Annotated in this window: 20 protein-coding genes; 9 read left to right on the top strand and 11 right to left on the bottom strand. The window is 73.2% G+C overall.

Annotated elements, in window-relative coordinates:
* The first annotated feature begins 179 nt into the window (after positions 1-179).
* On the top strand, positions 180-569 hold the full coding sequence (locus tag C6W10_RS17855) for a hypothetical protein (protein WP_107259050.1): 390 nt from the start codon (positions 180-182) through the stop codon (positions 567-569).
* A gap of 156 nt (positions 570-725) precedes the next feature.
* Here C6W10_RS17855 and C6W10_RS17850 read toward each other — a convergent pair whose 3' ends face one another.
* Positions 726-1,670 (bottom strand): sporulation protein, encoded by a 945-nt coding sequence (locus C6W10_RS17850; RefSeq protein WP_107259049.1) that lies wholly within the window; start codon positions 1,668-1,670, stop codon positions 726-728.
* Between the two features lie 230 nt (positions 1,671-1,900).
* Between C6W10_RS17850 and C6W10_RS17845 the strand changes: the two genes are divergently transcribed.
* Positions 1,901-2,788 carry an LLM class flavin-dependent oxidoreductase gene (locus C6W10_RS17845; RefSeq protein ID WP_107259048.1) on the top strand — a complete coding sequence of 296 codons (888 nt, stop codon included), beginning with the start codon at positions 1,901-1,903 and terminating at the stop codon, positions 2,786-2,788.
* A gap of 149 nt (positions 2,789-2,937) precedes the next feature.
* Here the strand turns inward: C6W10_RS17845 and C6W10_RS17840 are convergent, their stop codons facing one another.
* Together C6W10_RS17840 and C6W10_RS17835 are read right to left on the bottom strand one after the other, a co-directional pair.
* Positions 2,938-4,353: a cellulase family glycosylhydrolase gene (locus C6W10_RS17840; protein WP_107259047.1), complete on the bottom strand. Its 1,416-nt coding sequence runs from the start codon at positions 4,351-4,353 to the stop codon at positions 2,938-2,940.
* 180 nt (positions 4,354-4,533) lie between these two features.
* Positions 4,534-5,946 (bottom strand): M1 family metallopeptidase, encoded by a 1,413-nt coding sequence (locus C6W10_RS17835; protein ID WP_107259046.1) that lies wholly within the window; start codon positions 5,944-5,946, stop codon positions 4,534-4,536.
* Between the two features lie 266 nt (positions 5,947-6,212).
* On the opposite strand from C6W10_RS17835, the gene C6W10_RS17830 reads away from it, so the two are divergent.
* Positions 6,213-7,175, top strand: a complete 963-nt coding sequence (locus tag C6W10_RS17830) for a TIGR03557 family F420-dependent LLM class oxidoreductase (protein ID WP_107259045.1) — start codon at positions 6,213-6,215, stop codon at positions 7,173-7,175.
* A 296-nt stretch (positions 7,176-7,471) separates the two neighbouring features.
* Positions 7,472-10,333, top strand: a complete 2,862-nt coding sequence (locus C6W10_RS39475; RefSeq protein ID WP_107259044.1) for an AfsR/SARP family transcriptional regulator — start codon at positions 7,472-7,474, stop codon at positions 10,331-10,333.
* A 254-nt stretch (positions 10,334-10,587) separates the two neighbouring features.
* Here C6W10_RS39475 and C6W10_RS39470 read toward each other — a convergent pair whose 3' ends face one another.
* Complete coding sequence (locus C6W10_RS39470) at positions 10,588-12,663, bottom strand: hypothetical protein (protein ID WP_159104633.1); 2,076 nt, start codon at positions 12,661-12,663, stop codon at positions 10,588-10,590.
* Between the two features lie 376 nt (positions 12,664-13,039).
* Between C6W10_RS39470 and C6W10_RS17815 the strand changes: the two genes are divergently transcribed.
* The 3 genes from C6W10_RS17815 to C6W10_RS17805 all read left to right on the top strand — a co-directional run bounded on the left by C6W10_RS17815 (position 13,040) and on the right by C6W10_RS17805 (position 16,569).
* Positions 13,040-13,537, top strand: coding sequence for a hypothetical protein (locus C6W10_RS17815; RefSeq protein ID WP_107259042.1), 498 nt, complete (start codon positions 13,040-13,042; stop codon positions 13,535-13,537).
* A gap of 27 nt (positions 13,538-13,564) precedes the next feature.
* Entirely contained in the window at positions 13,565-15,817 is a 2,253-nt protein-coding gene (locus tag C6W10_RS17810) for a sensor histidine kinase (RefSeq protein ID WP_234361835.1), read from the top strand.
* An 80-nt stretch (positions 15,818-15,897) separates the two neighbouring features.
* The gene (locus C6W10_RS17805) at positions 15,898-16,569 is read left to right on the top strand and encodes a response regulator transcription factor (protein ID WP_234359066.1); all 672 of its coding nucleotides are present in this window, start codon (positions 15,898-15,900) and stop codon (positions 16,567-16,569) included.
* A gap of 97 nt (positions 16,570-16,666) precedes the next feature.
* Here C6W10_RS17805 and C6W10_RS17800 read toward each other — a convergent pair whose 3' ends face one another.
* The 7 genes from C6W10_RS17800 to C6W10_RS17770 form a co-directional block, all read right to left on the bottom strand.
* Positions 16,667-17,500, bottom strand: a complete 834-nt coding sequence (locus tag C6W10_RS17800; RefSeq protein ID WP_107264055.1) for an endonuclease/exonuclease/phosphatase family protein — start codon at positions 17,498-17,500, stop codon at positions 16,667-16,669.
* Positions 17,501-17,562: 62 nt separating this feature from the next.
* On the bottom strand, positions 17,563-19,131 hold the full coding sequence (locus C6W10_RS17795; RefSeq protein ID WP_107259040.1) for a phosphatase PAP2 family protein: 1,569 nt from the start codon (positions 19,129-19,131) through the stop codon (positions 17,563-17,565).
* A 62-nt stretch (positions 19,132-19,193) separates the two neighbouring features.
* Positions 19,194-20,288 carry a YihY/virulence factor BrkB family protein gene (locus C6W10_RS17790; protein WP_107259039.1) on the bottom strand — a complete coding sequence of 365 codons (1,095 nt, stop codon included), beginning with the start codon at positions 20,286-20,288 and terminating at the stop codon, positions 19,194-19,196.
* On the bottom strand, positions 20,285-21,223 hold the full coding sequence (locus C6W10_RS17785) for a diacylglycerol kinase family protein (RefSeq protein ID WP_234361916.1): 939 nt from the start codon (positions 21,221-21,223) through the stop codon (positions 20,285-20,287). The genes C6W10_RS17790 and C6W10_RS17785 overlap by 4 nt, the downstream gene beginning before the upstream one ends.
* Before the next feature lie 195 nt (positions 21,224-21,418).
* Positions 21,419-22,003, bottom strand: coding sequence for a Clp protease N-terminal domain-containing protein (locus C6W10_RS17780; RefSeq protein ID WP_234361834.1), 585 nt, complete (start codon positions 22,001-22,003; stop codon positions 21,419-21,421).
* The gene (locus tag C6W10_RS17775; RefSeq protein WP_107259036.1) at positions 22,000-22,236 is read right to left on the bottom strand and encodes a helix-turn-helix domain-containing protein; all 237 of its coding nucleotides are present in this window, start codon (positions 22,234-22,236) and stop codon (positions 22,000-22,002) included. Before C6W10_RS17775 ends, C6W10_RS17780 begins: the two co-directional genes overlap by 4 nt.
* Before the next feature lie 96 nt (positions 22,237-22,332).
* The gene (locus C6W10_RS17770; protein ID WP_107259035.1) at positions 22,333-22,950 is read right to left on the bottom strand and encodes a bifunctional 4-hydroxy-2-oxoglutarate aldolase/2-dehydro-3-deoxy-phosphogluconate aldolase; all 618 of its coding nucleotides are present in this window, start codon (positions 22,948-22,950) and stop codon (positions 22,333-22,335) included.
* A 143-nt stretch (positions 22,951-23,093) separates the two neighbouring features.
* Between C6W10_RS17770 and C6W10_RS17765 the strand changes: the two genes are divergently transcribed.
* Both C6W10_RS17765 and C6W10_RS17760 read left to right on the top strand, forming a co-directional pair.
* Complete coding sequence (locus tag C6W10_RS17765; protein ID WP_234361832.1) at positions 23,094-23,996, top strand: PP2C family serine/threonine-protein phosphatase; 903 nt, start codon at positions 23,094-23,096, stop codon at positions 23,994-23,996.
* A gap of 135 nt (positions 23,997-24,131) precedes the next feature.
* Positions 24,132-24,977 carry a universal stress protein gene (locus C6W10_RS17760; RefSeq protein ID WP_107259034.1) on the top strand — a complete coding sequence of 282 codons (846 nt, stop codon included), beginning with the start codon at positions 24,132-24,134 and terminating at the stop codon, positions 24,975-24,977.
* Positions 24,978-25,008: the final 31 nt, after the last annotated feature.

The raw sequence follows: 25,008 nt of genomic DNA, 5'->3' as shown, positions 1-25,008 counted from the left end.
TCCCCGGTGCCCGGGTCGGCAAACGCCACCGGCCACCCCGGGCGGCGCGGAATCGATAGTCCGCTGGTCAGCGGCTGTTTGTGGCAGGGCCGGTCGGGTAGCCAACGGGTGCCACGGGCGCGGAAGTGCCGTGACCGTTGGCGGTCGGAAGAGATCTCATCGAATCCGAGGAGGAAAAGATGAGCACGCAGACCCCGTCCAGGCAGCCGATGGGCCAGCAGGTGACGGACATGCAGTCGGCACCGACCCGGGAGATGGGTGCCCAGAACATCTCCAACCAGCAGATACAGCAGACTCTGTCGGAGATGCAGCGCCGGATGGACGAGCCGGTACGGCGGAATCCTGGTAACGAGACCAAGCCCGCCTGGCTGAGTACCGAGTTCTACATCTATCTGGCGGCGGTCGGCTTCACCTTGCTGGCTGCGGACCTGGTCGGTACGGACGCGACCGGCGTCGACCCGTTCCGGGCTCAGCAGGCCTGGTTCTTCATCACCCTGATGACCATCGCCTACCTGGGTAGCCGTGGTCTGGCGAAGCTGGGTAACGCCTGGCGACACGGCAAACGGTGACGATGCTCCGGACGCCGTAGCGGCGGAGCGCAGTCTCCGCTGAGGACCGGTGTACCGGAGTGTCCCGAGCAGTGGCGACTTGCCACGGGGGGTCGCGGTCCCCGCCGACAACGGCGGGGACCTCGGCCTTTTCCTCGTCCGTGGCCGCCGGCCGGGTCACTCCTCGCCGAAGTCGCCCTCGAAGGCGTCCTCCAGCATCTCACCGGCGATCATGCCGCCGGCCAGCCCAAGCGCCGCACCGGCGACCATGCCGCCCATGCCGTGCCCGCCGTGGTGCCCCTGCTTGCCGGGGTGGCCGTAGTGCTGCCCCGCCCCGCCGTGCCGGCCGTAGCTCTGCACCGTCTGCGCCAGCCAGCCCTCGACCCGCTGCCGCCAGTCGACCTGGTCGACACCGGCGTGCTCGGCGGTGTACCGGCCCACGCTGTCGTGCCCGCCGCTGAACATCCCGCCGCGCTTGTCGCACTCGATGATGACGTCGACGCCGTGCTGGTTGGTGACGAAGGTCAGCTCGACCTCGCGGATCGCGTGCGCGTACTGCGGGGCGGCGAAGAACTCGATCTCCTGGTAGAACGGCAGCGTCTGCTGCACGCCGTAGATCTGTCCGCGCTCCAGGTCGGCGCTCTTGAACTGGAAGCCGAGTTGGGCGAACGCCTCCAGGATCTTCTCGTGCACCGGCAGCGGGTGTACCGCGATGGCGTCCAGGTCGCCCTTGTCCACCGCCCGGGCGATCGCGAGTTCGGTACGCAGCCCCATCGTCATGCCGCGCAGCCGCTGACCGTAGACGTCGGTGATCGGGGTCTCCCAGGGCACCGGGAGCTGGAACGGGATCGCCAGTTCCTGCTTGGCTTCCAGGCGCATGGCGCCGCTGACCGGGAGACGGTAGAACTCCATGGTGCCGGCGTACTCGCTGTCTCCGGCCTCCATCTCGACCCGGGTGACCAGCGCGACGGTGACCTGCTCGATGTCGGCCGCGGAATCCCCGCCGCGCAGGTTGACCTGCCCGTCGAGCACCAGGCCGGGCCGGGTGTTCGGGTTCGTCAGCACGGTGTCCACGCTCGGACCGCCGACGCCGAAGGCGCTCAACATCTTCTTGAAGACCATAGAGATACTCCTGTTTACGGCGGATATGTGCCGCTGGTGTCGGCGCGCATTTTCCACGATGGATCGACGCGCACTCCGGTGACCCTATTCACCGTAGCTGTGAGGTGGCTGGGAGCGTTCGCCCGTCACCGATTCGGGTGACGGATCCGGGCCCGCGACCAGTGCCCGGACGCACCGGGCCGCCGGCCGGGAGGCTGGCGGCGGCGGGCGGGACGTAAGCTCTCCAGACCATGCGCGTGGGTATCGTGATCCTTCCCGACCAGCGGTGGTCCGTGGCCGAGCGCCGGTGGCGCCAGGCCGAGGAGTGGGGCTTCGACCACGCCTGGACCTACGACCACCTCGGCTGGCGTGACCTGGTCGACGGGCCGTGGTTCGACGCCCTGGGCACGCTGACCTCGGCCGCGATGGTCACCTCCCGGATCCGGTTGGGCACCCTGGTCGCCTCGCCCAACTTCCGGCATCCGGTGCACTTCGCCCGGCAGATCACCGGGCTGGACGACGTCTCGGACGGCCGGGTACTGCTCGGCATCGGCGCCGGCGGGATCGGGTTCGACTCGGACGTACTCGGTGCCCAGGCGCTCTCCCCCCGACACCGGGTCGACCGGTTCACCGAGTTCACCGAGCTGCTCGACCTGCTGCTCCGGACCGACGGGGTCACCTGGCGGGGCGACTACTACGCGGCGGTCGACGCGCGGAGCAACCCCGGCTGCGTCCAGCAGCCCCGGGTGCCGTTCGTGGTCGCCGCGAACGGGCCGCGCTCGATGCGGCTCGCCGCCCGGTACGGCCAGGGCTGGGTCACCACCGGCATCCCGGACGGCGACGACATGGCGGCGTGGTGGCGCTCCGTCGCCGACCTCGCCGGCCGAATGGACGAGATCCTCGCCGCCGCCGGCCGGGAGTCCGGCAGTCTGGACCGCTATCTCTCCCTCGACTCCGCCCCGGTCTTCTCGCTCTCCAGCGCGGGGCACTTCGCCGAGGCGGTCGGCCGGGCCGCCGAGCTGGGCTTCACCGACGTCGTCACGCACTGGCCGCGCGAGTCGAGCTGGTACGCCGGGGACGAGGCGGTCCTCGCGGAGGTGGCCACCGAGGTGCTGCCCCGGCTACCGGGCCGGAGCTGACCGTCCCCTCGGGAACCGGCGGAGACGCCGGAGGCGCCGGAGGCCCCGGAGACGGCGGAGACGGCGGCGGGTAGTTGCCGACCGGTCGCCGCAGGAACGCGTGGCCGGGCCCGCGGACGCGGGCCCGGCCACCGGCGGAAGCCGACAGGTCAGCTGGCGGTGCAGCTCAGCGTCGGCGTGGTGTTGCTGCCGTTCCAGGTTCCGATGAACCCGAACGCGGTACTCGCCCCGGCGCCGAGGCTGCCGTTGTGCGAGACGTTCCGCGCGGTCACGGTCGACCCGCTGCTGGTGAGCGTCGCGTTCCACGCCTGGTTGACCTGCTGCCCGTTGGCGAAGGTCCAGGTGACGGTCCAGCCGCTGATCGCCGCGCTGCCGGCGGTCACCCGGACCTCGCCCTGGAAGCCGCCCTGCCACTGCCCGGTGACGGCGTACGTGGCGGTGCAGCCCCGGGTACCGCCCGGTGACGTGGTCGGCGGAGTCGTCGGCGGGCGGGTGGTCGGGGTACCGGTCGGGGGCCGGGTCGTCGGCGGCCGGGAGGTCGGCGAGATCGTCGGGGTACTGCTGTCGTAGACCGTCGCCTGCCGGGCGGTCTGCCGGATCCCGTTCGCCCCGTTGAAGATCCGCTGCCCCCACGAGGTCAACTGGCTCACGTTGAAGTTCGTCACCATGTCGAGGTACTCGACGCCGCCGCCGTTACCGCTCCACGACCAGCCGATGTAGCCGATCCCGTTCTGCTGGGCGTACGACATGATGGTGTCCTCGTCCGGGTTGCCGTCCGAGTGGTTGTGCCCGAACTCCCCCACCACGATCGGCAGGTTGGCGCTGCGGAACCGGCCGAGGTAGTCGGTGATCTCGGCGGCGGTGTCGAAGACGCCGTACATGTGGATCGAGAAGATGGTGTTCCGGTCCGGGTCGGCGTTGAAGACGCTCTGCGCGTTGTCCCGCATGATGAAGCGCCAGTCCTGACCCCACATCGGCGCGTCGACCATGATGGTGTGGTCGAAGCCGGCGTTGCGCAGCCGGGTGATCGCGTTACGGGTGTGCGTCGGCCAGTTGGCGCTGGTCGCCTCGTTGTTGCCGAACGGCTCGTTGCCGATGTTGAGGATGACGTAGTTCTCCTGGCCGGCCAGCGCGCTCTGGATGCTGATCCAGTAGCTCACCGCCTGGTCGAGGGTGATCGCCGCGCCCTCCTCGCCGTACCCGGTGGTGTCGTGCACCTCCAGGACGCAGATCAGCCGGTTGGCCTTGCACAGCGAGATGACGTTGGCTACGTCGCTGGCGCTGTTCTGGGTCCACCGGGCACCGCTGCTCAGCACCACCCGTACGGTGTTCGCGCCCAGCGATTTGATGTCGCGGAATGAACCGGTTTGGCTGGCGTACCAGGTGTGCGCGTGGCTGACCCCACGCATGATGAACTCGTTGCCGCGCGCGTCGATGAGCCGCCCGCCGCTGATCGTGAAGCCGGCCGCCGCCTGTGCCGACGGGGTCACCACGAAGAGCGAGACGGCAGTGGCGGCGACGAGCGCGAGCAGCGCCGATGCGACGGCGTAGATTCGTCTTTTCATGACCTACCTCAGGGAGGGTCCCGGGACGGGGACAGAAGTGAGGGACCGGCAACTGTTGCCCGACAGTTGCCACCCAACTCCCTGCGACGGCACGGATCAGGGTAGGCCGATGAACCGGTTAACGCAACCGGTTAAGTAACCCCTCCGCCCGGTACCGGACGGAGGGGCGGTGCCGGATCGTCACCAGGCGGTGGGCTTGCCCGGGGTGTAGAGCCAGGTCTGGAAGAAGGCGTCGAGCTGCCGCCCGCTGACCTTCTCGGCGAGCCGGACGAAGTCGGCGGTGGTCACCGTGTCGTCGCGGTTCGCCGCGTACCAGGCGCGGAGCAGGGCGAAGAAGGCCCGGTCACCGATCTTCGTACGCAGTGCGTGCAGCGTCATCGCGCCCTTGGTGTAGACCGAGCCGGCGAAGAGGTTGGTCGCACCCGGGTCACCGGGCGGCGGGTTCCAGAAGCTCGCCGTCTCCGGCCGGGCGTAGTTGGTGTCGAACCGCGCCTGCGCGGTACGCCCGCCGGTGTGCTCCTCCCAGAGCCACTCGGCGTAGCTGGCGAACCCCTCGTTCAGCCAGATCTCCTGCCAGCGGGCCGGGCTGACGCTGTTGCCGTACCACTGGTGGGCCAGCTCGTGCGCCACGGTGCCCTCGCCGGGCGGTCCGGAGTAGATCGGCCGGGTCTGCGTCTCCAGCGCGTACCCGGCGTCCTCGTCGTCGTCGACGATCGCCCCGTAGGAGGTGAACGGGTACCGGCCGAAGAGGTCGGAGAAGTACTGGATCATCTCCCTGGTCCGGGCCAGCCCGTCGGCGGCGTCCGGGCCGAGGTCCCGGTCGACCGCGTCGATGATCGGCAGGCCGCGCGGACCGGTGCTGCGACGCAGGTCGTAGTCGCCGACCGAGGCGGTGGAGAGGTAGCTCGCCATCGGGTCGCGGGCCCGCCAGACGAAGGTCGTCCAGCCGTTCCTCGTGCGCTGCTCGACGAGTTCGCCGTTGGCGACCGCGGTCTTGCCGGCCGGCACCGTGATCCGGAAGTCGTAGCTGGCCTTGTCGGTCGGGTGGTCGTTGACCGGATACCAGGTGGCGGCGCCGTCGGGCTCGTTCGCCACGAAGGAGCCGTCCGGCGTGGAGACCCAGCCGTAGAGGGCGCCCTCGATGTCGGTCGGGCGGCCGGTGGTGCCGTCGTACCGGACGACGACGGTGAACCGCTCGCCCCGGGACAGGCCGTTCCTCGGCGAGATGCGCAGCTCCTGGCCGTCCCGGTCGTACCGGGCGGCCCGGCCGTCGACGGTCACCGACCGCACCTCGAAGCCGCGCAGGTCGAGGTTGAACCGGGAGAGCCGGTCGGTGGCCCGGGCGCTGATCGTGGCGACCCCGGCGAAGGCCCGGCTGGTCGGTTCGTAGCGGATCTCGAGTCCGTAGTGGAGGACGTCGTACCCGCCGTTGCCGGCCGCCGGGAAGTAGCCGTCGCCGACCCCCGGCGCACCCGGCTTCCCGGCACCGCCGTGACCGTGACCCCGCCCGGTGGCCGACGCGGGGGTGGCACCGAGCGAGAGGGTGACGGTCGTCGCCGCCAGCACGGCACCGAGCCGTCGAGAGATCACCATGGTCGGACACGTTAATACGGCCGTTGACCGGGGGGAAGAACCGAACTCCGCCGGCGGCGCCCGGGCGGTGCGGTGACCGACCGCCACGGGCGCCGTCATCCCCACCACAAGGATGATGCACCGGCCATTCTTAACCGGTTAAGGACGAACCTACCTCCACGGTCGGGAAATAGTCAAGGACGTCACTGCACTTCACGCCGGACGACCGGGGTTTACCGGCGCCAGGAGGGGTAGACAACCGGAATCGGACGACGGAGGAGGCCGGCATGGTCGGGGTGGGCTACACGCTGATGTGTGAACAGACCGGACCGAAGGACCTGGTCGACCAGGCGGTCCGGGCGGAACAGGCCGGCTTCGACTATCTCGTCATCTCCGACCACTACTCCCCCTGGCTCGCCTCCCAGGGCCACTCGCCCTACGCCTGGGCCGTGCTCGGCGCGGTCGCGCACGCCACCTCCCGGATCAAACTGATGACCTACGTGACCTGCCCGATCCGGCGGTACCACCCGGCGGTGGTGGCGCAGAAGGCCGCGACGATCGGGGTGATGTCCGACGGCCGGTTCACCCTCTCGCTCGGCGCCGGGGAGAACCTCAACGAACACGTGGCGGGCGCCTGGCCCTACGTCCACCAGCGGCACGAGATGCTGGAGGAGGCGTTGCAGATCATCCGGCCGCTGCTCGACGGCGACAACCTCTCCTACTCCGGCAACCACTTCGAGGTGCCCGAGGCGTACCTCTGGGACCGGCCGGACAGCCCCATCCCGATCGCCCTCGCGGCCTCCGGGCCGCACTCGGTCGAGCTGGCATGCGAGTACGCCGACGCGCTGGTCTGCGACAACCCGGACGCGGCCGTGGTCAGGATGTACGACGAACGCGGCGGCGCCGGCAAGCCCCGCTACGGGCAGGCGGCGGTCTGCTACGGCCCGGACGCCGACGACTGCCGCAAGACGGTGCACGATCAATGGCGGTGGGCCGCCCTGAACTGGACGGTCAAGGCCGAGCTGCCCGGGCCGGAGTCCTTCGTCAGCGCCAGCGAGGCCATCCGTCCCGAGGACATCGCGCAGCTCGTACCCTGCGGACCGGACCTGGACCCGCACGTCGAGGCGTTCCGCAAGTACGTCGACGCCGGCTTCACCGACGTGGCGTTCGTGCAGGTCGGCGTCGAGGGCCAGCCGCGTTTCCTGGACTGGGCCGAGCACGAGCTGCTGCCCCGGCTGCGGGAGCTCTGACCGGGATGCGATTCGGCCGTGTCGAGGTACGCCCGCTCGGTGGCGGACTGGGCTGCCTGCTGATGATCCTGATCTCGATCGTCGGCTCGATCGTCCTGACCGTACTCGTCAATCTGCTCCTCTGATCGGCCGGCCGGCGCTCGACCGACCGGCCGACGTGTCGGGGCGTGCCCGGCGTGTCGGGCATTCCTCCCGGACAGCCGGGTCAGCTGTCCCTGGCTCGGCCCCGGGCGGTGCAGCAGGCTCGGCCCCAGGCAGTCGTACGGCTGTCGCGCGGCGACGCGGCGGAGACGAGTATGCGGTTCAGAATCCTGGGTCCCCTGTCGGTCGAGGTTGCCGGTGCTCCACTCCGGATCCGGAGCGCCCGGGTCTCGACCCTGCTCGCGACCCTGCTCCTGGAGGCCAACCGGACGGTGCCGACCGACCGGCTGATCGAGGCGGTGTGGGGCTGGCACGCGCCGCCGACCGCCCGCAGCCAACTGACCATCGTGGTGTCCCAACTGCGCCGGCTGCTCGCCCGGGCCGGCGCGCAGCGGCCGATGGTACTCACCGAGTCGGCCGGTTACCGGCTCGCCGTGACGACCGACGAACTCGACGCGCTGCTGTTCGAGCGGTACGTCGCCGAGGCGGAGCGGGCGGCCTCCACCGGCCGGCCCGCCGAGGCCGTCGCACGGCTGAGGTCCGCGCTCGACCTGTGGCGCGGCTCCGCGCTGGCCGGGGTGCCCGGTCAACTGGTCGGGACGGCGGCCACCCTGCTCACCGAGCGGCGAGCCGCGATCCGGGCCCGCTGCATCGAACTCGAACTCGCGCTCGGCCGGCACGCCGACCTGGTCACCGAACTGGTCGGGCTGGTTGCCACGGATCCGTTCAACGAACGGTTCCGGGAGAATCTGGTACTCGCGCTCTATCGCTGCGGCCGGGTCACCGAGGCGCTCACCGGATTGCAGGACTTCCGGCGGCGACTCGCCGACGAGGTCGGGATCGAGCCCGGCCCCCGCCTGACCGAACTCCAGCACCGGATCCTCAACCGCGATCCCGCGCTCGACCTCCCGCCGGAAGCTCCGTTGGCGGGGCCGGGTGCCTCGTTGGCGGGGCCGGAAGCCCCGTTGGCGGGGCCGGGCGCGTCGCTGGCGGCCGCCGTCGACTCGGGGGGCACCGATGCGAACCGGCCGGGACGGCGCCCGGGCGGGCCACCGGCCCGCCGTCGGGTGGCCGGACGACCGGCTCGTCGACCGGGTGGACTGCCCGGTCGGCGGCCCGGCGGGCAACCGGGCGGCCCGGCCCGCCGTCGACCCAGCGGCCGGGACGGTACGACCGGACGCACCGGGGACGTCCCGTGGCAGCTGCCACCCGCCGTCGCCGACTTCGTCGGGCGGGACGCCGAACTGACCCGGATCCGCCGCGCCCTCGGGGACGGCACCGGCCGGACCGGACCAGCCGTGGTGGTCGTCTCCGGCCTGCCCGGGGTCGGCAAGACGGCACTGGCGATCCGGGCAGGCTGGGACGTCGGCCCCGGTCACCCGGACGGCTGCCTCTACGCCGAACTCGTCGACGGCGGTCAGGGCGTGCCGGTGGACCCGCACGAGGTACTCGGCGGGTTCCTCCGCGCGCTCGGCGTACCCGGGACCGCGGTTCCGGACGGGCGTACCGAGCGGCGTGACCTCTACCGGTCGCTGGTGGCACGGCGCCGGATCCTGGTCCTGCTCGACGGTGCCGCCGACGAGGCGCAGGTACGCCCGCTGCTGCCCACCGGGCCGGCCTCGGCGGCGCTGGTGACCGCCCGGCGCCCGCTGGCCGGCCTGGACGGCGCCCACCGGGTCACCCTCGACGTGCTGCCGGTCGAGCCGGCGGTCCGGCTGCTCACCGGCATGCTGCCGGACCGGGTCGCCGGTGACCTGCCGGCCGTGCACCGGATGGTGCAGCTCTGTGACCGGCTCCCGCTGGCGATCCGGGTCACCGGAAATCGGCTCGCGGTCGGGGCCGACCGGTCGCTGCCCCAGGCCGTCGACCGGCTCACCGACGGTACGCGCCGGCTCGACCGGCTCGTCGACGGCGACCGGGACGTGCGGCGCGGCCTGGCCGGGGCGTACCAGCGGCTGGCGGCGCAACCCGCGACCCTGCTGCGGCGGCTCGGCGCGCTGCCGGTGGCCGAGTTCCCCGGCTGGCTCGCCGTCCCGCTGCTGGACACCGACGAGAGCAGCGCCGAACAGGCTCTGGCCGCCCTGACCGACGCCGGTCTGGTGTGGCCCGTGCCGGACCGGCGTACCGGGCTGCCCCGCTACCGGATGCCGGAACTCGTCCGGCTGTACGCGGCGGAACGGGTCGGCGTCGACGATCCACCGCCGACCCGGGCGACGGCGCACCGCCGGGCGTACTGGTGGGTGCTGGACCTGGCGCTGCGCGCCGACCGGCAGGTACCCGAGCAGGTCTTCCCGGCCGGTGCGATCGGCCTGCCGCGCGGGTTCGGTCCGGGCGAGAGACTCCTGCGCGCCGTCGACGCCGACCCGCTCGGCTGGCTCGGCGCGGAACGGCACCTGCTGGTCGGCGCCGCCGAGCAGGCCGCCGGACTCGGCGACACCGAGCTGGCCTGGCGGCTGGCGGTGGCACCGACGAACTTCCTGCACCAGCGCGGCCTGACCGAGCTGTGGCAGCGCGCGGTCGCGCACGGTCGCGCCGCGCTGCGGGACCGGGGCGGTGTCGATCGCGGCCGGGCACTGCTGTCGCTCGGCAACGCCCTGCTGCTGCTCTCCCGGGCCGAGTCCGGCGCGGCCTGGACGGCGGCGCGGGCCGCCCGGCGGCTCTTCGACGAGCTGGGTGATCCGGACCGGGCGGCGGCCTGCGCGGCCGTCCAGTGGCTGGCCGGGCAGCGTCCGGCTCCGGCGGCGAGTCCGGTCGGGGTCGGGGCGCGGCGCGGCACCGACGAGCCGGCTCCGCTGCGGAGGACGGGAACGCTGCGCGGGGTGATCCGACGGATCGGCGTCGCGCCCCGGGCCACCCCGATCCTCTGCCCCGCCGACCAGCCCGAGCCGGTGGCACGGCGGCCGGTCGGTGGCGCTCCGGCGCCGCGCCGTGGATCGGCCCAGCGCCCGCCGGACGTCGTGGCGGTCATCCCGGGCCAGGTACGCCCGCCCGACCCGGCCCTGGCCGGGAGCGAGTGACCGGAAGCAAGTGGCCGGGAGCAAGGTGACCGGAAGCGAGTGACCGGAAGCGAGTGCCCGAGAGCAAGAGGTCGGGAGCAAGTGACCGGGAGCAAGCGACCGGAAGCGAGCGCCGGGAGCGAGTGACCCAGAGCAAGAGGCCGGGAGCAAGTGACCGGAAGCGAGTGACCGGAAGCGTGCCGCCGCCGATCGGCGCGGCCGCGAGAGGTCGGATCTGGCTGGACCGGGTCGGTCGTCGTATGGCGTCCAGCCGGTTACGGCGACGGCTTGGCGGTGCCGTCCGGTGCACGGGTCGGCACCCGGGACGTCGCGGAGGCCGACGGAACGACCGGACCGGAAGCCTCGGCGCAGAGCCCGACCACCTCGTCCAGCCCGATCCGGTCGGCAGGCTCCGCCCGCAGCAGGCCGGTGACGATCCGGCGCAACGGCGCCGGAACCGGCGGCCCGCCGAACGACGGCGCCAGCAGCGCCGCCACCCAGTCCTCCGGCCACCGTACCGGCAGGCCGGCGGATCCGGCCCACGAGCCGGTACCCGCCACGTCGAGGCCGGCCGGGGAGACCCGGCCGGCCAGCCAGAGAGCCAGCACGCCCAGACTGAACAGGTCGGCCGCCGGGTCCGGTGCCGCGCCCCGCCACAGTTCCGGAGCGACGAAGCCGGCCGCGCCGGAGAGCCGCAGGTCGAGGTAGGACCAGTCGTCCGGCCCGCCGGTGCGTAACGCGGCCAGCTCCAGGTCGACCAGCCGGAGGTCGCCGTCCGGCAGCAGCAGCACGTTCTCCGGGGCCAGGTCCCGGAGTACCACGCCGACGGGGTGCACCGCGCCGAGCAGCCGGGCCAGCCGGCCGAGCAGGTGATGCCAGCCGGGTCGGCCCGGACCGACCACCCGTACGTCCGGCAGGTCGGCGGAGAGTGGCCGCCCCGGGAGCAGTTCCTCGACGAGGAACCGGTGGTCGCCTTGGACGAACTCGCGCAGTGGCCGGGGCGTCACGCCGAGCGGGAGCAGGTGGCGCAACACCCGCGCCTCGTGCCCGAGCAGGTCCCGGACGTCCCGGTCGTACGCGTCGACCCCGACGTACGGCCGGGCCTCCTTGATCAGGACCTCGACGCCGGTACGCAGGTCCCGGGCCCGGTAGACGCCCCCCTTGTTCGCCTGCCGGATAGCCCCGGTGACCGCGTACCTGCCGCCGATCAGGACCTCGGCCGGTCCGGTCGGGTCGACGGGCCCCCACGTCCCCGTCGACCCGACCGCCCCCGTTGACCCGGCCGCCCCCGCCGGCCCGACCGGGTCCCCCGACCCGGCAGGTCCCCCCACCCGCGCGGCTCCCCTGAACCGCACGGCTCCCCCGAACCCCGCGGATTCCCCCACCCGCGCGGTTCCCCCCGTCCGCGCGGATTCCCCCACCCGCGTGGTTTCCCCCGACCCGGCCGGGCCCTCCGACTCGGTCGAGCCCCCCGACCGAGCAGGTACTGCGGGCCCGGCCGGGCCCCCCGGTCCGCCCCCCACGGACCCGGCCGTCCCCGCCGAACCGAAGACCGGTTCGGCGGTGGACGTCCCCAAGATCTGCATCGACGCCACCGACCAGCTGGGCCCGGTCGGGCCGGCCCGGTTGGTCGGCCAGACCGGCGCCCCGGGCACCGCCGGGGCCGATCGCCCCGGCGCGGAGTCGAACGGCGGCTCGGCCCAGGCCGGTGGCCGGAAGACCGGCTCGCACCGGTCCTCGACCAGGTTCCCCTCCGGATCGACCAGGCAGCGCCGGTACCGGCCGTCGTCGTCCAGTACGCCGACCCCGCCGAAGGCGCCGTACCGGTAGTGCACCACCCCGCCCCACTGGTACGGCCGGTCGGAGAGGACGGCCGGCCCCACGTAGCCGGCGGTCGCCTCGTCGAGACGTCTCGCCAGTTCCCGGAAGAGTTCGTCGGTCGCGGGGTGCACGGTGAGGAACTTTCCGGCCCGGGCCCTCGGTGCCCGGGGACCGTTGAGTTCGGCGAGCCCCGCTGCGGTGGCGACGAAGCTGAATTCGGTACCGGTCTCGACCAGCGTCGGCGCGCAGGCCGCGAGCACCAGCGGCGCGTTCGCGGGCGTCGCCGAGACGTGCAGCTTCCAGCCCTGAAGGCGGTTGACCGGCAGCGCCGGGGTGACCACGGTCCGCCCGGCCCGTTGCCGCACGGTCCAGCCGGCGAGGCTGATCCGGTCCAGCAGCTCGCCGACCAGGTCGGCCGGCTCAGGCTGCCCGGACCACGACGGGTGGCGTGCGGGAGCCGAGGTCTGCCCACGCAGCGGCATGGCGAGGCCGGAACTCCGGCTCGCGGTTGCCGACGACTCGGGCGTCATAGGTCTCCCCGGTTTGGCGATTGGTGAAGTGCCGGCCGTGGTGAGTGGCGGCTGGCACCGCCGACGAGAGTGCCGGGCCGGGGCATCGAGTGGCCATCGACCCGACATCGAGTACCTCCGGCCGGGCCCCGCAGCGGTGGCTTCGATCGGAGAGTCGTGCACCAGATCCGGTCGGGTACCGGACCGTACGGAGACACGCCGGATTTTCCCGAGTGGACTGGGACACCGGTCCCGGGCCTGCGGGACCCCCGACGGGACATGATGCGTCAGTCCGACGGACCGTTCCGCGCCCCGTTGAACAGCGGGCCTAGGCTGCGGAGGAACCGTCGCCCACCAGCGCCGAGAACCGTCGAGATTGGATTACGAGGGGAGTGTCATGACCGCTAAGCCGATTCGCCCGGTTCGCCGTACCGAGATCGAACCGATCGTCATCGCCAGCGACAACAGCTTCGCGCACGCCTACGGCAGCGTCGCGGAGATGCTGAGCGAGAAGGACATCGGCGCCAAGGCCCAGGGCGGCCTTGAGTTCTTCGACAAGGCGGGCCGTCGGCTCGCGCCGGTACTCAGCCACGCCTGGGAGCTGGAGGGGCTGGTACCGACGCTGGAGGATCCCGACCCGGAGCTGGTCCAGGGCCGGCTACAGGCCGTCGTCCAGCACGTCGGCGACTACATCCGCCGGCACCCGGAGACCGTCGCCGACTCCGGATTGACCGTGGACGAGGCGATCGCCGCGCTGCCGCAGCTCGGCGGCGGCACGCTCGCCGAGGACGCGGCGCACTTCCCGGGTGGCGACTCGCCCTCCGGTGGCGTCAGGCTGATGACGCAGGGTGGTTGGTTCCACAACTCCCTGCACGCGGCCGGCTGGACACACTGAGCACTTGATCGGACAGGGGTCGAAGGGGTGACGTCCACCGAGGACACCGGGCGGTGGCCCGCACGTCGGGTCGCCGTGCTGGTCGGGGCAGCCGTTGTCGTCGCGCTCGCGGTGATCGGGCAAGTGATCAACATTGGTGGCTCGACGGTCCAACTGACCGGCGAGACCGCGGTGATCGCGGTCGCGTTCACCGCCATGGGCGCGTTGGTCCTGGTAGGCATACCCGGACATCTCGTGGGCCGGCTCATGCTCGCCGCCGGGGGGGCGGCGAGCATGGCCACGCTCGCGGAGAGCTGGGGAAACGTTCTGCCCGCCGCCTGGCTGAGCCAGTGGGCCTGGTGGCCGCCGTACGGACTGATCTTCCTTGCCCTGCTGGTCTTCCCGGACGGCCGCCTGCCGTCCCGGCGGTGGCGACCGGTCGCGGTGCTGATGGTCGTCGGCATCACCGTCGCCTCGCTCGCCTACGCGGTGGCCGCCCTGGACGACCCCTACAGCCTGGTCAGCGTCGCCGAGGCGGCGCCGACCCAGCGGGCCCGCACGCTCGTGCTGGTCGGTCTGCTCGGCATCGGGGTCACCGTGCTCGGCCTGGTGGCGGCACTGGTCGCGCTGGTGTTGCGCTGGCGACGGGCCGACGGTGAGACCCGGGCGCAGTTGGCCTGCCTGCTGGCAAGCGCGATCCTGCTGCTGCTCGGCCTCGTGCTGGAGACCATCGACCTGCCCGGAGCCTGGGTGATCATGGTGGTCGCACTTCCGGTCGGGATGGCCGTCGCGGTGCTGCGCTACCGGCTGTACGGGCTGGACCAGGTCATCAACCGGACCATCGTCTGGCTGGTGATGAGCCTGCTGGTGATCGCCGCGTTCGTCGGGCTGATCACCCTGCTCCGGGACCTGCTGATGGCGGGCAGCACCTCGAACGCCTCGCTGGTCGCGACCGGGCTGATCGCGGTCGCCTTCGAGCCGGCCCGGGGCCGGGTGCAGCGGGGGGTCAACCGGCTGCTCTACGGCGACCGCGACGACCCGTACCAGGTGATGGCCCGGCTCGGCGAGCTGCTCGGCCGTACCGTCGAGCCCGGCGCGGTGCTGCCGCTGCTGACCGACACCATCGCCCGGTCGCTGCGGGTGCCGCACGTCGCGGTCGAGGTCGAGGGGCGTGAGGGGCCGCGCGTCCTCGCCGCGCACGGCACCGCGAACACCCCGGTCGAGGCGTTCGACATGGTTACCCGGGGGGACCGGGTCGGCCGGCTGCTGGTCGCCAACCGGAGCGCGGCGAGCCGGTTCACCCCGGTGGAACGGCGGCTGCTGGGCGACCTGGCACTGCACGCGGCCGTGGCGGCCGACGCCGTCCGGCTCATCCACGACCTCCAGGAGTCGCGGGAGCGCCTGATCACCGCCCGTGAGGAGGAGCGTCGGCGACTCCGCCGCGACCTGCACGACGGGCTCGGCCCGACGCTGGCCGGGATGGCCATGCAGGTCCGGGCGGCGCACAAGCTCGTCGCCGGGCAGCCCCGCACCGGTCGGATCCTCGACGCCCTCGCCGCGGACCTGCAAACCTGCACCGCCGAGGTACGCCAACTCGTCGACCAGCTCCGGCCACCGGCGCTGGACCGGGGGCTCGCCGCCGCGCTGCGCAACGAGTGCGCCCGGTTCGACAGCCCGACGCTCTCGGTCCGGTTGCAGGTCGACGGGAACCTCCAGGGGCTGCCGGCGGCGATCGAGGTGGCCGCGTACCGGATCGTCGCCGAGGCGCTGAACAACGCGACCCGGCACTCCCGGGCCAGCAGCTGCCGGGTGAACGTGCACCGGGACCGGGCGCTGACGGTGGAGATCGTGGACGACGGGGTGGGGCTCGGCCCGCGCCGGCCCGGCGGGGTCGGCCTCGACTCGATGCGGGAACGGGCCACCGAACTCGGCGGCGAGTTCGACATCACCCCGAGCAGTCCACATGGTACGTCCATCCGGGTGCGTCTGCCGTTCCAGCCGGCCGTACCCGACCAGCCGACCGGTGCGGTGGCACAGGACAGCCCAGCCACTCTCGGACGAGCGGCCACCGGAGCACCGGCCGTAGATGCCGCCGCCCCCGACCGTACGGCCGGGGACTCCGGGACCGATCTCGGTTCCGGCGGCCCGGACGGCTGCTGGGGGGTCGCCCACCGATCCGTCGACACCGGCCCGGAGTCGGAGGTGCCGCAGCCGCGGAGCACCACGGCACAGCCCGCCGGCACCGCCCCGCAGGCCGCCGGCAACCAGAGTCCGGACAGCGACGCGGGCCGGACCGGCTAGCCCGCTACGCTGAACCCGCGATGCGCAGCCCGGCTCCGCGGTGCCATTCCGCCGCCCGCTGGCAGCGCACAGGACGCGGTGTGCGGGCAGAGGCGGCGACGAGCATGGTGCACGGTGGACGGATCCTCATCGTCGACGACCACCCGGTGGTGCGCCGGGGGCTGCGCACCATGCTTGAGGGCGAGTCGTGGGTCAGCGAGGTCTTCGAGGCGGCGACCACCGCCGAGGCGATCAGCACCGCGGTCACCGAGCGGGTCGAGGTGATCGCGATGGACGTGACGCTGCCGGACGGCGACGGGGTCGACGCCACCGCCCGGATCGTCCAGTCCTGCCCGGAGACCAAGGTGCTGATGCTGACGATGGCCAACGACGAGGAGATCGTGGCCCGGGCGCTGCGGGCGGGCGCCCGGGGCTACGTGCTCAAGGACACGGATCCGGACGCCGTCATCGACGCGCTGCGTACGGTCGCGCAGGGCGGTGTCGTGCTGGGTCCGGGCATCGGGCCGTCGGTGCTCACCACCCTCAACCGGGGGCCGGTCGAGCTGCCCGCCCCGTTCAACCAGCTCACCGCCCGGGAGCGGGACATCCTCGGCCGGCTCGCCTTCGGCGACACCAACGCCAAGATCGCGCGACACTTCGGGCTCAGCGAGAAGACGGTACGCAACCAGCTCTCCGCGATCTTCGCGAAGCTGGGTGTCGCGGACCGGGTCCAGGCGGCCCTGCTCGCCCGCGACGTCGGACTCGGCGCCTGAGCCGGTTCGGTTGAGTGGACTCGGCGCCCGAGCGGACTCGACGCCCGAGCGGCCTCGGTGGCGGTCGCCTGCCAGGGTCTGGGGCGTCTCCCGGTGCTCAGCGCGGGTGCAGGTCGAACTCGACGGTGACCGGGTAGTGGTCCGAGGCGGATTCCGCCGCACCACCGGTGACCACCCGAGGATCGTGCGCCAACCGGGCGAGCGGCGGCGTGCCGAGCAGGTAGTCGAGTCGCATCCCGGTGAACTCCGCCCCGCCGCCCGCGCTGGTCGGCACGGTGTGCGGCGGCTCCGCCCGGTCGGCCGGGGTGCCGGAACCCTCCGGCCGGAACAGGTCCACGAAGCCCGCCCGGTACAGCGCGGCGACCGCGCGGCTGTCCACGGTCAGCCCGTCCGGCATCAGGTGCCGCGCCCGGTACTCCGGCAGGAGCCGGCCGATCCGCCCGTCGTGCCGGTCGCCCGGGTCGAGCGTGTTCAGGTCACCCATCAGCAGGACCAGCCGCTCCGGTAACGGCCTCCGGTCCGGTCCGCCCCGACCGGCCGCCCCGACCAGCCAGCCGGCCTCCCGCAGCCGGCGCCGCCCGGAGTACGGATTCAGGTGCGTGCCGAGCACGGTCAGCGGCCCCCGGTCGGTCGCCAGCACGACCCGCTGTGCCCCGTGGTGGAACGGCCGGCGGACCGGCGCCACCGCGACCGCCTCGACCGGCGGCCGGACCAGGATCGCCACCGGTTGCCCGAACCAGCCGCCGGCCAGGTACGCCCGCATGCCGAGCCGCCGCGCCACCGTGTCGAGCCGGTCGCGGTCCCGGCGCAGGCCCCGGAGTTCCTGCAACGCCAGCACGTCCGGCCGCTGCTCGGCGACGACCTGGAGTACCCGATCGAGCCGACCCTGGTCGGTGCCGTCGCGGCCGCCGTTCTTGATGTTGTAGGTCATCGCCCGCACCCCGGCCCGCACCCCCGTCCTCGTCCTCGTCCGGTTCCGGGTGACCGCCGGCCTCAGTCCGGCCGGGCCGCCCGGGCCAGTTCGTCGTCGAGGCGCGACAGCTCGGCCGGGCTGCCCGGCACGGTCTCCGCCGGCCGCGTCCCGTCGGTCGGGCGGCTCGACCCGGCCGGCTCCACACCGGCATCGCCGCCGCCCTGCCGCCGGCCGTCCTCGGAGAGTTCCGCGTTGGGGCGCACCACCAGCCAGAGCAGGCCGATCCAGAGTGTGGTGAGCAGGGTGGCCCCGGCGAAGTCACTCGGATGGTGCATCCCCCGGTACATCCGGGAGGTGGCCACCGCCAGCGGCATGACGACCGCGGCCAGTACGGTGAGCCAGCGCCACCACCGGTCGGTGCGCGGCATCACCAGCAGGGCGATCGCCACCCACAGGCACATGGTCGCCGCGATGTGCCCGGACGGAAAGGACGCGGTCGGCAGATGGCCGTCCAGGTGCTCGACCGGGGGACGGGGCCGGTCAACCGCCCGGGCCGACGCCAGGAAGAGGGTCAGCTCGCCGAACATGGTCAACGCGAGGAAGAGCACCGGCCGCCAGCGCCGCCAGAAGGCCAGCGCCAACGGGCAGAAGACCAGCGAGACCAGCAGGATGGCGTGGGTGTCGCCCGCCTTGCTCGCCAGGTAGCTGAGGTCGTTGAGGAACTCGGTCCGGTGCGCGGCGAACCACTCCGGCACCTCCCGGTCGAGGGTCTCGACGAAGCTGCCCTTCAGGTGATAGCTGACCAGCATGCCGAAGGCGTACAGCGCGCCGAAGACCAGTACCCAGCCGGTGAGTACCTCGGCGACGGCCGCCCGGGGGTGCGGCAGCAGGTGGTCCTCGGCCGGCACCGGGCTGATCTCCCGACCCGCCTCCGGCTCCAGCCCCTCGGCCAGCGGCCGGACCGGCCGACCCCGCTCGCGGCGCCACAGTCGGAAGGCGTACGCGGTGACGCCCAGCCAGGCGAGGCCGAGCAGCCAGCCGGCGAGCACGTCGGAGAGGTAGTGCACGCCGAGCGCGACCCGGGTCACCCCGACCGCGAGTACCACCGCGACGACGACCCCGACGGCCGCCCGGCGCCACCCGCGCCGCATCGCCGGCAGGAAGACCAGCAGCAGGGCACCGTAGGCGACCATCGATCCGAGGGCGTGCCCGCTGGGGAAGCTGTTGCCCGGCGCCGAGGCGACCGGGATGTCGACCACCGGACGGAGCCGGCCGACCAGTTCCTTCAGCGACGGGTCGAGCACCAGTGCGCCGAGACCGGTGACGATCAGATAGACCGCGAGCCGGCCCTGCCGGCGGATCAGCAGGCCCACCACCGCGATGGTGACCAGCCAGATCATGATCGGTCGGCCGCCCAGCGAGGTGATCGCCCGGAGTACGGTGACCAGGCCGTCGTTGGCCGAGACCAGCTCGTTGAACCAGGCCGCCGTGCCGTGGTCGGCCCGGTGCAGCGGCTCCCAGTGGAATCGGACCAGCAGCAACAGCACGCCGAAGCCGACGCCGGTGCCCGCGACCAGGGCGAGCCCGGCCAGGCTACGTTCGGCGAAGTGTCCGAGGGGCCGCCGCAACTGTTCGCTGACCGTCGCCACGCCAGAACTCCCTTCTCGGTTCTGGCCTGCCCGGTACCCGCGCCGCGGGCGGCGTACACCCGTCAGCCGTCGCGCGGCTCCGTGCCGGAGCCGACCGTGTCGACTACCCGCCCTCCGGTGGCCCGTGGCCCGGGCACGGTCCGGCCGAGCGGCTCCGCCGGATCGACGCCCGCCGTGTCGGCCTGCCCCGGGTCGGTCCGGTCCGGTTCCCAGCGGTCCGGCTCGGCCGGTTCGTGCTCGCCGATCCGCAGCGCCTCCAACTGGGCGGCGAAGGCGAGGCCACCGAAGAGCGCTATGCCGGTCAGGTTGGCCCAGAGCAGCAGCGCCATCATCCCGGTCAGCGCGCCGTAGGTGGCACCGAACGCGTCGCTGTAGGACACGTAGCCGGCGAGCAGGACGCTGGCCAGCCACCACAGCACGATGCTGAACCCGGCGCCGAAGAGCAGCCAGGACAGGCCGGGCTGCCGGCGGCGCGGCGCGTGCCGGAACAGCACCGCGACGGCGAAGACGGTCAGCCCGAGGCTCAACGGCCAACGCAGCACGTCCCAGGCGAGGCTGGCGGACGGCCCCCACCAGTCGTAGTACCGGCCCATCGAGCGGCCCAGTTCACCGCCGCCGACCAGGATGAGGAAGCCGGCCAGCGCGGGTGCCCCGGCGGTGAGCGCGAGTACGGCGGCCCGGAAGTACTTCCACAGTGCCGGCCGGTCCCGCTCCACCCCGTAGATCCGGTTCGCCCCGCGCTCCACCTGGGCCATCGTGGTGGTCAGCGCGACGAGCCCGGTGAGCAGGCCGAGGGCCAGGGCCAGTTCGCCGGCGTCCTCGGTCTGCTCCGAGTCGACCAGCAGCTCCTTGACCACCGCGTCGCTGGCGCCCGGCGTCAGCGCGATCACGGTGTCGGCGACCACCAGGCCGCCCTGGTCCGCCCCGAGGTCGCTGATCAGACCGGCGAGCGCGATCAGGAACGGCACCACGGCGAGGCAGAGTTGCAGGGCCAGCGCCCGGGCGTGGCTGAACGCGTCGCCGTAGCGGAACCGGATGAAGGCGTCCCGGACCAGGTGCCAGCCGCCGTGCCGGCGCAGCGCGTGCCAGGCGTCGTCGGCCGAGAGTTCGTCGTCCGCCATGCAGCGGGTCTCGGGAACCAGCCGGGTACTGCTCACTGCGCCTCCTCCACCCGCCGCTCCCCGCGCTCGGCGACCGCGTCGGCGTCCACCGCCAGGTCGGGCTCGGTCTCCGGCTTCGGTACGCAGAGCCAGAGCGCCTGCGGGCGCACCGACACCTTCAGCGCGCGACCGGCGGGGATGACGTCGCCGTCCAGCTCGCGCGGCTGGGCCCGGTTGCTGGTGATGGTGACCTGCCGGCCGCGCAGCACCTCCATCCCGGGCACCCGGCGGCGGCGCCGCAGCACCGCCCAGCCGAGCGAGAGCCAGTGGTTGAGCGTCCTCGGGGTGAGCACGGCGACGTCCAGGTAGCCGTCGTCCGGCTCGGCGTCGGCGAGCAGTCGTACCCCGCCCTGCAACCGCCCGACGTTGGCCACCAGTACCGTCTTGGCCCGGCGCCGTCGGGGCGGCTGGTCGTCGATCCGGATCGAGACCCGCATCGGCCGGTCCCGCAGGTGCCGCAGCGCTCCCATCACGTACGCGGGCCAGCCGACCCGGGCCTTGGTGGTCTCGGAGGTGGCTTCGAGCATCTTCGCGTCGAAGCCCATCCCGGCCATCACGGTGAAGTACTGGTCCCCGCAGGCGCCGACGTCGATGCGCCGCCGGCCCTGTTCGATCGCCACCTCCAGCCCGGCGGCGAGGTCGTTGGAGAGCCCGAGGTTGGCGGCGAGCAGGTTGCCGGTGCCGGACGGCAGGATGGCCATCGCCACGTCGGTGCCGACCAGGGCGCCGACGCATGACATCACGGTGCCGTCGCCGCCGCAGACGAAGACCACCTCGGCGCCGGCCTCGATCGCCTGCCGGGCCTGACCCTCGCCCGGGTCGTCCACTGTGGTGCTGTACCAGGCCGGTTCGGGCCAGCCGGCGGCCGACAGCGTGTCGGTGACGGTACGCCGCAGCCCGTCCAGGTCGGTCTGCTTCACCGGGTTGACCACCACCGCCGACCGGGGACCCCCGGCTCCGCTGGTCCGGGGATGGGCCGGGACGCCGTCCGTGCTCTCCTCGTGCGCCTTCACGGCCGCCAGTGTGCAGCAGCTTGCCGCCGTCAGCGAGCCGGACGGACGTGACCAATCGCGCATGCCGGGCGGGTTTGCCCGGGACACGCCGCGAGCGGCTCCGGCCGGAACCGGTCAGGCGGCCCTGCGGAGCGAGTCGAGGGTACGGCGGCGCAGCTCGGCGAGGTCGAGCCCGGCCTCGGTCAGCACCAGTGCGGCCAGTCCGTTTCCCTCGCGGAGCAGCCCGAGCAGGATGTGCTCGGCGCCGATCTCCCGGTGCCGGAGCTGGACCGCCTCGCGCAGGGCCAACTCCAGCACCTTCTTCGCCCGGCTGGAGAAGCGGCTGGAGAGGTCCCAGCCGCCGAAGATGCCCCGCCGCGCCGACCGGGCCGGCGGCGGTTCGAGGGCGCCCTCGCCGAACGACTCCTCGAGCTTGGAGCGGACCGCCGCCAGGTCGATGCCGATCGAGCGGAGCGCCTCCGCGTCGCGGTCGCCGAGTTCGTCGGTGCCACGGCCGATCTTCCGGTCGATCGCCTCGGTCACCCGCGCGGCGTCCACGCCGGCCTGGTTGAGCAGCCCGGCGACCGAGCTTCTCTCCGCGTCGAGCAGGGCGAGCAGCAGGTGCTCGGTGCCGACGTTGCGGTGCCCCAGCCGCTCGCGGGCCGCCACCGCTCCCCGGACCACGTCCCGGGCCTGCACCGTGAACCGCTCGAACATCATGCCCCTCCCTGGCTACGCGCCGACGCCCGGCCGGCGTGCTTCTTGTGTACTCCCTGCCTGCTGACCTCGAGTGCGTCGGCGATCTCCTGCCAGGACCAGCCCTGGCGCCGGGCGTTGTCGACCTGGACGACCTCCAGGCGTTCCAACAGCCGGCGCAGGGCCACCACCGCGCGCAGCCCGATCCGTGGATCGGTGCTGCCGGCCGCCGCCGCCAGATCCGTTGCCTGACTCATACTGTCAACTTAGGTTGACAGTGCCACTCTTGTCAACCCCAGTTGACACGACCCGGGACGGAGGTCCGTGGGCCCGGACACCGCAGCGCGGGCCGGTCAGGAGAGAGCGGCGCGGAATGCCGTGGCCCGCAGGCGCAGGGCCGCCAGGTCACCGCCCTGGGGCGCCGTACCGAGCAGGGACTCGGAGGCGCCCACCGCGACGGCACCCGCCGAGAGGTACTCCGGAGCCGACTCGACGTCCACCCCGCCGAACGGTACGAACGGCACGTCCGGAAACGGCTCCCGGAGCGCCCGGAGATAGGCCGGGCCACCGAGCGACGCGGGAAAGAGCTTCACCGCCGCCGCCCCGGCCAGGCTGGCCGCGACCACCTCGGTCGGGGTCAGCGCGCCGACCAGCACGGGCAGCCCGAGCCGGACCGCCTCGGCGACCGCCGGCACCAGCCCCGGCGTCACCACGAACGACGCACCGGCCTGCTCCGCCTGCACCACGTCGGACTCGGTGAGCACCGTACCGGCGCCCAGCGGCGCGTCCGGCCCCAACGCCGCCCGGGCCCGGACCAGCACCCCGGCCTCGTCCCGGGAGGTCAGCGACACCTCGACCAGGGCGATGCCCACCTCCGCCAGCGCCAGTACGCTGGCCAGCGCCGCATCCGGGTCGTCGCCCCGCACGACGGCGAGCAGCCGGTGCCGGCGCAGCACGTCGGGCAGGTTCACCGCCCCATCCTCGCAGTCGGGCCCGCCCCTGCGCGGCACAACGGGACCGGGCCGAAGCACCGCAGAACCGGCAGCGGCGGAGATTTGCGGTGATTCGCATATACCGCCTGGGCGACCTGGCAAATCCTGCTAACCTCCCGGCCATGCACCGAAGCCCCGTGACGGGTCCGGACCGGATGCCCGCCGAGGGCGACGTCAGCCGCAGCTACCCACTCGGCGGCCACCGGCTCGACGTCGCCGGGGGCAGTCGGGTCGGCCAGCGCTACTCGGCCAACTTCGACGTGCTGCACGTCGATCCGGTGCTGCCGTTCCTGGCGGTCGCCGACGGGATGGGCGACGGCCGGGGCAGCACCGTCGCCGGCGGTACCACCATGGAGACGATGGTCGCCGGAGTACGCGCGGCAGCGCCCGACCTCGGCCCCGGTCCGCTCCGCGCCGCGATGGCCCGGGCACAGTCCCTCGTCCGGGCGGCCGGTGCCGAGCTGAACGAGCTGACCGGCTGCACCTTCACCGGCCTGGTCGTCGTCCCGCCCGCCACCGGGCCGGTCGACGAGGGGCACGGTGGCGGGGCACGGCGTACCGCGCCGACCGCCCGCGCCGCCCCGGGCGGCAGCACACCGGATCCGGCGACGGTGGCCGAGCTTTCCGGCTGGATCGTGCAGATCGGCGACTCCCGCGCGTACCGGCTGCGGGACGGCTTGCTCGAACTGCTCACCGTCGACCACACGGCCGCCTGGCTCGGTGCCGTCTACGGCTGGTACCCGGCGGACTCCCCGGCGGCGGCCGCCGCCCGCTACCAGCTCACCCGCTACGTGGGGCACCCGGCCATGCCCGAGCCGGACCTGCTCAACGTCACGTTGCGGCCCGGCGACGTCTACTGCCTCTGCACCGACGGGGTCGCCGAACAGCTCGACTACCAGCGGCTGGCCAGCCGGCTCGGCGCGACCGGCAGCCTCGCCGAGACGGTCCGGGGGATACTCGCCGACACCCTGGTCGCGGGCGGCCGGGACAACGCCACCGCGGCCGTACTGCGGGTCGAGCACTGACCGGACCGGCATCCGGCGGCCGTACTGGCCGAATCCGCCGACGGCCCCCGTACCGTCCGGATACTCTCGGCTGGTGCGAGGGATACCCCAGGTAACCGATGGCGGGCCGATCGCCGCCATGCCCCCGGGGCGACGGTGAACGCTCCCCCGGACGCGCTGGTGGTCGTCGGGGTCGACGACTCCCGGCTGAGCATGACCGCGGTCCGGCTGGCGGCCCGCGAGGCGGTCCTGCACTCCCGCCCGCTGCGCATCGTGCACGCGTTCAACTGGGTCGCGGACCCCTCCGAGCCGATGCCGGAGGAGCCCCGCCGTCCCGCCGAGGAGCTGCTGCAACGGGCCGGCGCCATCGCGTTCGAGGCACAGCGGGGCGTCGAGGTCTCCTGCGCGCTCGTCGAGGGACCGGTGATCACCACCCTGCTCCGGGAGTCGGGTTCCGCCGCGCTGCTGGTGATCGGCGACGGCGGGCTGTCGGCGGGTTCCGACGTGCCGACCCCCTCCGACGCCACCGCCGTGCAGCTCGCCGCCCGGGCCGGATGCACCGTGCTGGTCGCCCGGGAACAGCTCCCGCTGACCGGGCCGGTACTGGTCGGGGTGGACGGCTCGGCCAGCTCGCTGAGCGCCCTCGACTTCGCCTTCGACACCGCCGAGCGGCACTGCACCGACCTGGTCGTGGTGCAGGTCTGCGACCCGGACGGCGCGGACGGCGCACCGCCGCCCGAGGTCGTCGAGCAGCTCGCCGAGGCGGTCGCGCCGTGGCAGCGGAAGTACCCCTCGGTCCGGGTGAGCCAGCAGGTCCGGACCGGCGACCCGGAGTCGACGCTGGCCCAGGAGACCCGCCGGGCCGAACTCGTGGTGGTCAGCGCCCGCGGTGACGAGCCGTGGCGCGGCATGCTCGGCTCGGTCAGCCAGGCGATGCTCTACCACTCGGTCTCGCCGGTGGTCGTGGTACGCGGCGCGCACGGCGTCTACATCCAGGAGTGAGCGAGCCGGCCGAGATCGGGCGTTCCGGTCA

The organism is Plantactinospora sp. BB1 (assembly GCF_003030385.1).
Classification (GTDB): Bacteria; Actinomycetota; Actinomycetes; order Mycobacteriales; family Micromonosporaceae; genus Plantactinospora.
Note: the sequence above shows the minus strand (reverse complement) of the source record. Positions and strands in the feature narration are given on the sequence as shown.